At 37.2% G+C, this 8,476-nt stretch carries 7 protein-coding genes; 6 read left to right on the top strand and 1 reads right to left on the bottom strand.

The features are described 5' to 3' along the window. Positions 1-1,610 precede the first annotated feature (1,610 nt). Positions 1,611-3,254: an amidase family protein gene (locus ESZ48_RS13680; protein WP_129018067.1), complete on the bottom strand. Its 1,644-nt coding sequence runs from the start codon at positions 3,252-3,254 to the stop codon at positions 1,611-1,613. 208 nt (positions 3,255-3,462) lie between these two features. On the opposite strand from ESZ48_RS13680, the gene ESZ48_RS13675 reads away from it, so the two are divergent. Genes ESZ48_RS13675 through gap form a run of 6 tightly spaced genes read left to right on the top strand, consistent with a single transcriptional unit; the run spans position 3,463 to position 8,464 of the window. Continuing rightward, complete coding sequence (locus ESZ48_RS13675; RefSeq protein WP_129018066.1) at positions 3,463-3,666, top strand: membrane or secreted protein; 204 nt, start codon at positions 3,463-3,465, stop codon at positions 3,664-3,666. Between the two features lie 6 nt (positions 3,667-3,672). Continuing rightward, on the top strand, positions 3,673-4,785 hold the full coding sequence (locus tag ESZ48_RS13670) for a glycosyltransferase (RefSeq protein ID WP_129018065.1): 1,113 nt from the start codon (positions 3,673-3,675) through the stop codon (positions 4,783-4,785). Beyond that, positions 4,776-5,321, top strand: coding sequence for an RNA polymerase sigma factor (locus tag ESZ48_RS13665; RefSeq protein WP_129018064.1), 546 nt, complete (start codon positions 4,776-4,778; stop codon positions 5,319-5,321). The genes ESZ48_RS13670 and ESZ48_RS13665 overlap by 10 nt, the downstream gene beginning before the upstream one ends. A 2-nt stretch (positions 5,322-5,323) precedes the next feature. Then, positions 5,324-6,538 (top strand): Nramp family divalent metal transporter, encoded by a 1,215-nt coding sequence (locus ESZ48_RS13660; RefSeq protein ID WP_129018063.1) that lies wholly within the window; start codon positions 5,324-5,326, stop codon positions 6,536-6,538. Between the two features lie 52 nt (positions 6,539-6,590). Further along, on the top strand, positions 6,591-7,469 hold the full coding sequence (gene lipA / locus ESZ48_RS13655) for a lipoyl synthase (RefSeq protein ID WP_129018062.1): 879 nt from the start codon (positions 6,591-6,593) through the stop codon (positions 7,467-7,469). Then, complete coding sequence (gene gap, locus ESZ48_RS13650) at positions 7,469-8,464, top strand: type I glyceraldehyde-3-phosphate dehydrogenase (RefSeq protein ID WP_129018061.1); 996 nt, start codon at positions 7,469-7,471, stop codon at positions 8,462-8,464. Before lipA ends, gap begins: the two co-directional genes overlap by 1 nt. Positions 8,465-8,476 lie beyond the last annotated feature (12 nt).

The following is an 8,476-nucleotide window of genomic DNA, read 5'->3' as shown; positions in this document are numbered from 1 at the left end:
TTCTTGAACTTTTCGCCAAATGTCCGATTGTAATTTGTCTCAAAACCTTTTTTCAATCCATTTAAATTTGCCATTTTTGATTAGAATTATCTAACCCTAAACGGTCAACGTATTTCAGGCATCGACAAATTACGGAGATGAGAAATTGAAATCGAAGATGAAATTGAAATTGAAGTTGAAGTTGAAATTGAAGTCGAAGTTGAAGTTGAAACTCTGAAAATGGAACTTTAAGTTTTTTCTCCCGCGGATCGCGCAGATTTTCGCAGAAGCAAGATGATGATGTGGCGGCTCGAAACTCTGTACAAACTTAACTTGCATCTCCTGGCTTAATTTGGTTGTTTGTCTACATTTTAAAACCTAGCAATCAACAAACTTCTCCTCCTTTTAAAGGAGGAGTGGCTTCTGCTTCAGTAAAGAAGCAGAAGGCGAGGTGGTTTTTGACTTGGGTGAATGCAATGGTTTTAACTATTCTCTTTTTTTCCTCAATTGTTGCTTTTGCAAAATAAACCCTTCCGTCTTCAATTCCTTTTCTGGAGTTGAATCCACCTTTCCTTAAAAAGTGAAGGATTTTTTTGAGTTGTATACGATTAAAAATATCAAACTGAATTTAACTTCATATTATTTGCAACTTCACTTCCTTCTTCTGGGTTAACTTGGTTGTTTGTCTACATTTTTAAACCTAGCAATCAACAAACTTCTCCTCCTTTTTAAGGAGGAGTGGCTTCTGCTTCAGTAGAGAAGCAGAAGGCGAGGTGGTTTTTGACTTGGATGAATGCAATGGTTTTAACTATTCTCTTTTTTTCCTCAATTGTTGCTTTTGCAAAATAAACCCTTCCGTCTTCAATTCCTTTCCTGGAATTGAATCCACCTTCCCTTAAAAAGTGAAGGAATTATTTGAGCTGTATACGATTGAAAATATCAAACTGAATTTAACTTCATATTATTTGCAACTTCACTTCCTTCTTCTGGGTTAATTTGGTTGTTTGTCTACATTTTAAAACCTAGCAATCAACAAACTTCTCCTCCTTTTTAAAGCGGAGTGGCTTCTGCTTCAGTAGAGAAGCAGAAGGCGAGGTGGTTTTTGACTTGGGTGAATGCAATGGTTTTAACTATTCTCTTTTTTTCCTCAATTGTCGCTTTTGTAGAATCAACCCTTCCGTCTTCAATTCCTTTTCTGGAATTGAATCCACCTTCCCTTAAAAAATGAAGGAATTATTTTAGCAGTATACGATTGAAAATATCAAATTGAATTTAAATTCATATTATTTGCAACTTCACTTCCTTCTTCTGGGTTAATTTGGTTGTTTGTCTACATTTTAAAACCTAGAAATCAACAAACTTCTCCTCCTTTTTAAGGAGGAGTGGCTTCTGCTTCAGTAGAGAAGCAGAAGGCGAGGTGGTTTTTGACTGGGGTGAATGCAATAGTTTTAACTATTCTCTTTTTTTCCTCAATTGTCGCTTTTGTAGAATAAACCCTTCCGTCTTCAATTCCTTTTCTGGAATCGAATCCACCTTCGCTTAAAAAGGGAAGGAATTATTTGAGCTGTATACGATTGAAAATAACAAACTGAATTTAACTTGATTCTCTGAACTTTGAACTTTAAAGCCAATCAATTATACTTTTCAGGCGCCATACGTCGCTTCGAAGCTTGTTCATAAGTATATGCCCATGACAAAAGAAAAGCTTCCGTCCATGGTCTTCCTATAAATGTCAAACCTTTCGGCGCTCCACTATCCGTATAACCCATAGGAACCGTAATAGCTGGGTATTCTGCAACCGCTGCAAAACCTGCATGATAGTTATTTATAGACAAGATACCGTTCAAATTCTCTCTATTAAATGGCGTGTCAAAAAATAATTTACCGTTGGTTTTGAGAGTGTTCTTAATAGACTCAAACTCCTCATCTGTCGCCGAATCCGCAACAATTCCCGCAAACAAACTTTGACCATAAGGCATCGTCGCCGCGGAATCTTTTTTATTGAACGCCATGACATCTTCCACAGATCTAACTGCCAGTTTAGAATCACCCGAAGTATTAATATAGCTTGGAAAGTCTTTCTTCATGTCCAAATTGAGAAGTCTCAAAAAATCTGGCAACTCTATTTTTTCTGGTTCAATTTCAATGATTATGGCGCCTTCGTATTTTAAATCTTCAATAGCACGCACATAAAGAGAATCTTCCAACAATGTTGTGAATACGCCAAAACGCTTGCCTTTGAGCTCGTTTACTTTAAAATTATTTTCATAATAAGATGTGTTTTCTAAATGCCTCTTGACCGATTTTGGATCCCTATCATCAAAACCAAGCATGGCGTCCAAAAGTATGGCAGTGTCCGTGACATTCTTAGCCATTGGACCAGGTGTATCCAATGTTGATGAAATAGGCACAATGCCACTCCTGCTCAACAATCCAATAGTTGGTTTTAATCCAACTCCTGAATTTTGGCTGGCGGGCGATAAAATCGATCCAGAGGTTTCAGTCCCAACAGCCGCAACACAAAAATTAGCGGCAACAGCCACACCACTTCCTGAACTTGATCCTCCAGTATCCATGATTTTGCGACCATACGGATTTAAGGTCTGGCCACCAATAGCACTATAGCCACTTGGGCAATCGCCACAAAAGAAATAGGCCCATTCGCTTAAGTTCGCCTTTCCTAAAATAAGTGCCCCTTGTTCTTTTAAACGTTCGACAATAAAAGCATCGTTGGTGTTATTATTTTGAAACGCCACTGCTCCGGAAGTCGTTGGCATATCTACCGCATTGATATTGTCCTTTAATAGAATGGGCATTCCAAAAATGGGATGCTTTCGCATCTTATTTTTAAAATCGACGTCTTTTTGTTTTGCTTCAGAAATAACATTTGGATTTAAAGAAATCACAGCGTTTAAAGAGAGGTCATTTTCGCGATCGAAGGCTCTGATCCGATAAAGATAGAACTTGGTCAAATTTTCATAAGTTAATTTCCCATCCTGTATATGCTGCTGTAAGGTTGGAATATCCTGTTCTAAAACAAATGGCTTTAGAGCGTTGTATCTCTCTTCCGTAAAATCCGACAGCTCTTTTTCGAAACTTTCCCAGAGTTTTGAATTATCAATAAATTTAGAATCCAGCACCTTAAATTCCGTGAATTCTTTAGCAGAAATGGCGCTGATATCTGTGGAAGACTTTTTGGTTTCCTCTACTTTTTTTTCAGAATTTTTACAAGAGCATACCATCATAAACGTGATACAGAACAGGAAAGGTTTCATGGTTTGGATTTTTATTAAAAATACTAAAAAGGAATCGATTATTAAAAACAAGGTTAAGGAAGTCCTCTATAATTATATTTTATACGAAAAATTTTGTCATAATCGCCTTAATTTCAAAATAAATCTCTTAGAAAGTTATAAGAGATGAAGTTGTCAGATATCTGAAAATATTCCAAAAAACCCGTATCTTTGTATAAATTTTTAACTCATGAAACTTTTACTTATTACATTCGTCCTTTTAGCTCTTGGAGTAGCTGGTATTGCTATAAAAATATGGGCAAAAAAAGATGGCAAATTTGCTGGTACCTGCGCTAGTCAAAATCCGATGCTTAACAAAGATGGCGACTCTTGTGGATTTTGCGGAAAATCACCTGATCAATTTGAAAACTGTAACGAACCTCAACACTCTTAACAGTTAATGATTATTTTACATGTTCTTTTCTACATCTTTATTGTAGTCATTCTTGTTCAATTGTTTTTTTACGCTTATGTTTTCTCTAAGGTCAAACAGAAAAAACATAGTACTTCTTCCGCCAACAAACCCAACGTTTCTGTTATTGTCTGTGCCAAAAATGAAGCCAATAATTTAGAGAAATTTCTACCTTCCATTTTAAATCAAGACTATCCAAACTTTGAATTGGTATTGATAAACGACAGTTCTACCGATACCACCTTGAAAGTCATGGAGCGTTTCAAGGCGAATCATGACCATGTAAAAATTGTAAATGTAAAAAACATTGAGGCCTTCTGGGGAAATAAAAAATACGCGCTTACCTTAGGTATTAAAGCCGCAACGCACAACCATCTTTTGTTTACTGACGCCGATTGCAAGCCTGTTTCCAATCAGTGGATTACAGAGATGATCGGATGTTTCTCAAATGAGCATCAGATTGTTTTAGGTTATGGTGCCTATGCAAAAGTGAAGAAATCATTTCTAAACAAATTGATCCGTTTTGAAACGTTAATGACGGCCGTCCAATATTTTTCCTATTCCAAATTAGGACAACCTTATATGGGCGTGGGCAGAAACTTAGCATATACCAAAGATTTATTTTTTGAAGCTAGAGGCTTTATGGATCATATGCACATCAAATCAGGAGATGATGATCTTTTTGTAAACCAGATTGCCACCGCAAAGAACACCGTCATTTGCTTGTCCAAAAACAGCTTTACAGAATCCATTTCAAAAAAATCATACAGTGATTGGGTCATTCAAAAACGCCGACATATCTCAACTGCCAATCATTACAAAACAAAGCATAAGGCCATGTTGTCTTTGTTTCATGTCTCACAATTTTTATTTTTCGCCTTAAGCATTGCTCTCATCAGCACTCTTTTTAATTGGGAAATTGTAGCTGGATTGATCGGTTTAAGATATTTAGCATTATTTATCACCTTGACTTTAGCTGCTAAAAAATTAGAGGAGAAAGATTTAATTCCTTTCTTTCCCATTCTCGAAATATTTTTAATTGTGACTCAATTCTCTATCTTTATAAAAAATCTCATCTCAAAACCAAATCGTTGGAAATAAAAGAAATCATTGAAAAAGCAAAAAAAAATGATCAATCAGCATTTAATGCCTTGTTGGATTTTTTTTGGAATGATGTCTACGGTTTTCAATTGAAGCGCACCGAAAATGAAAACGACGCCGAGGATATCGCCATTCAGACATTTTCAAAAGCATTCGACAAAATTGGAACCTATAACGAGACCTATGAATTTAAAACATGGCTGATTACCATCTCTAAAAACATTCATATTGATTTGGTAAGGAAACGAAAATCCTCTATTCAAAACAGACCAAATCAAAGTAATGATGATCATTTTCATGACATCATTGACGAATCTCCTTCTCCTGAAGACAAACTTATCACTGAGCAGAATTTAGCCAAATTACTTCGGGACATAAAGAAATTAAAGCCACATTATCAAGAAGTCATCAACTTGAGATATTTTCAGGAATTGACCTATAAGGAAATATCTGAAGAACTTAACGAACCCATAAACAACGTTAAGGTCAAGCTTTTAAGAGCAAAAAAATTATTGGCAGAAATAATTATTAAATAGCAGTGAAAATCAGTTTTAAAAAATTAGGCCCCGGTTTATTGTTTGCCGGAGCTGCTATTGGTGTTTCTCATTTAGTTCAATCTACGCGCGCCGGTGCCGATTTTGGCTATGGTCTTATTTGGGCGTTGATTTTGGTGCATATTTTTAAATATCCGTTTTTTCAATTCGCACCAAGGTATGCTTTGGCAACAGGAGAAAGTCTTTTGGATGGCTATAAGAAAATGGGCAAAGGCGTCTTAATTGCTTATTTCATCCTTACTTTCACTACCATGTTTACCATCCAAACCACGGTAACCATTGTGACCGCAGGTATTGCTTCCTCTCTTTTTGGAAATCTCATTTCATCAGAAATATGGGCGGTCATTATTCTTTCAATTTGTGCGCTCATATTGATAAAAGGTAAATACAGCTTTCTCGATCAAATAATGAAAATCATTGTCATTACACTCACCGTAAGCACCATAATTGCGGTAGTTCTCGCATTGAAAACCAACACACTACCTCTATCATTCGCCCAAAAATTACCAGAGAACACCTTGGAAATTGGGTTTTTAATTGCTTTCATGGGCTGGATGCCTGCACCTTTGGACATTTCAGTATGGCAATCACTATGGGCATTGGAGAAACAAAAAGTGAACAAAGATTATGACGTAAAATCATCGCTCTTCGATTTTAATGTGGGCTATTTGGCGACTATAATTATAGGTATCGGATTTATGGCACTTGGCGCCTTGGTGATGTTTCAAAGCGGCTCCACATTTAGTGACAAAGCTGGTGAATTTTCCAATCAGCTCATCTCCATGTACACGAAAAGCTTAGGAAATTGGTCTTATCTCATCATCGGTATCGCCGCTTTTACGACTATGTTCAGTACAACATTAACCACTTTGGATGCTTCTCCAAGAACTATGGCCAGAACATCAGAATTGCTTTTTGGCAGTTTTTCAAAACATAATTACTTGTGGTGGATTGGCATCTTGATTGTCGGAACCGTTTCTATTTTCTTCTTCTTAGGTTCAGAAATGGGCTTGCTCATAAAAGTGGCCACCATCATTTCATTTTTGACCGCACCATTTTATGCCATTATAAATTATAAGCTGATAAGCAGTAAACACACACCTATTGAATGGCGACCATCTCTAAGAATGCACGTATTAAGTTGTTTAGGGATTCTCTTTTTAATTGGCTTTAGCATTTGGTATCTGACCACGCTATAATATATATTTTCAAATATACTTTGTACCTTTGTCTTTGTAAATTTCCTAATAGATGAGTGCAGAAACTATTTCAAAAGTAATTCCAGAACGTATCCCAAAACCGAAATGGCTAAGAGTAAAACTGCCCACCGGTAAAAAATACACAGAACTTAGAGGTCTGGTGGATAAATATAATTTAAACACGATCTGTACCTCAGGAAGCTGTCCAAACATGGGCGAATGTTGGGGAGAAGGTACAGCCACCTTTATGATCTTAGGAAATATATGCACGCGTTCTTGTGGCTTTTGTGGTGTAAAAACCGGACGTCCAGAAACTTTAGATTGGGATGAACCCGAAAAAGTAGCACGTTCCATAAAAATCATGAATATTAAGCACGCGGTTTTAACCAGTGTTGATAGAGATGATTTGAAAGACATGGGAAGCATCATGTGGGCAGAAACCGTGAAGGCGGTGCGACGTATGAATCCTGATATCACATTAGAAACACTTATTCCTGATTTTCAAGGTATAGAACACCATATTGATCGGATCGTTGATGTGGCGCCTGAAGTGGTTTCACATAATATAGAAACCGTCAAAAGATTGACCCGTGAAGTAAGAATTCAGGCGAAATATGAGCGTAGTTTAGGCGTTCTTAAATATTTAAAAACTCAGGGACAACGCAGGACAAAATCGGGTATCATGCTTGGTCTTGGCGAAACTCGTGAGGAAGTTATTGAAACCTTACATGATTTAAGAGCTAATGACGTTGATGTGGTGACCATTGGGCAATACTTACAACCTAGTAAAAAGCATTTGCCTGTAAAACAGTTTATTCTTCCTGAACAGTTTAAAGAATATGAAACCATTGGATTGGATCTTGGCTTCAGACACGTCGAAAGTAGCGCCTTGGTAAGATCTTCTTACAAAGCTCAAAAACACATTCACTAATGATCAGGGTCGCAATCAACGGCTTTGGACGAATTGGTCGGCGGGTATTCAGACTTATTCAAGAACGTGAGGGCATTCAGGTAGTTGCCATTAATGATTTGGCAGATGCCAGAACCTTAAGCCACCTGATTAAATACGACAGTATTCATGGCGTATTAAAAAATAAGATCAGCTTTGATGACAACCACATCATTTTTGACGCGCAACAAATTCCTTTGCTTAATCACAAACAGATTGAAGATATTGATTGGACACCTTATGACGTCGATTTCGTTATTGAAGCCACAGGGAAATTTAAATCCTTAGAAGCGTTAGAAAACCATCTTAAAAACGGTGCAAAAAAGGTCATTCTATCCGTCCCTCCTATAGATGATTCTATAAAAACGATCGTCTTGGGAGTTAACGATGACATCCTGAACGGAACGGAAACCATCATCTCTAATGCTTCCTGTACCACAAATAATGCAGCACCAATGCTTGCTGTCATTGACGATCTTTGTGGCATTAAACAGGCGTACATTACTACAGTTCATTCGTACACCACAGATCAAAGTTTACATGACCAACCACACAAAGATTTAAGACGCGCTCGGGCGGCAGGTCAATCTATCGTTCCAACGACAACGGGAGCGGCAAAAGCTCTGACCAAGATTTTCCCTAAACTAAGTGATGTTATTGGTGGTTGTGGCATTCGCGTTCCTGTTCCGAATGGTTCTTTAACTGACATTACTTTAAACGTTGAAAACACAGTATCCATTGAAGAAATAAACGAAGCCTTCAAAAAAGCTTCAGAAACGCATCTCAAAGGCATTTTGGAATATACGGAAGACCCTATTGTCTCCATTGATATTGTTGGTAATCCGAACTCCTGTATTTTTGATTCTCAAATGACTTCCGTCATTGGCAACATGATCAAAATTGTGGGTTGGTATGATAACGAAACTGGATATTCAAGTCGAATTCTAGATTTAATAAGCAATTTGTCGAAGAAATAGTCGCTTTTGTCG

It is taken from the genome of Gelidibacter gilvus, assembly GCF_004115975.1.
Taxonomy (GTDB): Bacteria; Bacteroidota; Bacteroidia; order Flavobacteriales; family Flavobacteriaceae; genus Gelidibacter; species Gelidibacter gilvus.
Note: the sequence above shows the minus strand (reverse complement) of the source record. Positions and strands in the feature narration are given on the sequence as shown.

What these genes read in the sequence shown, in the direction of transcription:
- ESZ48_RS13680 (WP_129018067.1), bottom strand. Translation starts at nt 3,254, where the DNA reads ATGAAACCTTTCCTGTTCTGTATCACGTTTATGATGGTATGCTCTTGT.
- ESZ48_RS13675 (WP_129018066.1), top strand. Translation starts at nt 3,463, where the DNA reads ATGAAACTTTTACTTATTACATTCGTCCTTTTAGCTCTTGGAGTAGCT.
- ESZ48_RS13670 (WP_129018065.1), top strand. Translation starts at nt 3,673, where the DNA reads ATGATTATTTTACATGTTCTTTTCTACATCTTTATTGTAGTCATTCTT.
- lipA (WP_129018062.1), top strand. Translation starts at nt 6,591, where the DNA reads ATGAGTGCAGAAACTATTTCAAAAGTAATTCCAGAACGTATCCCAAAA.
- gap (WP_129018061.1), top strand. Translation starts at nt 7,469, where the DNA reads ATGATCAGGGTCGCAATCAACGGCTTTGGACGAATTGGTCGGCGGGTA.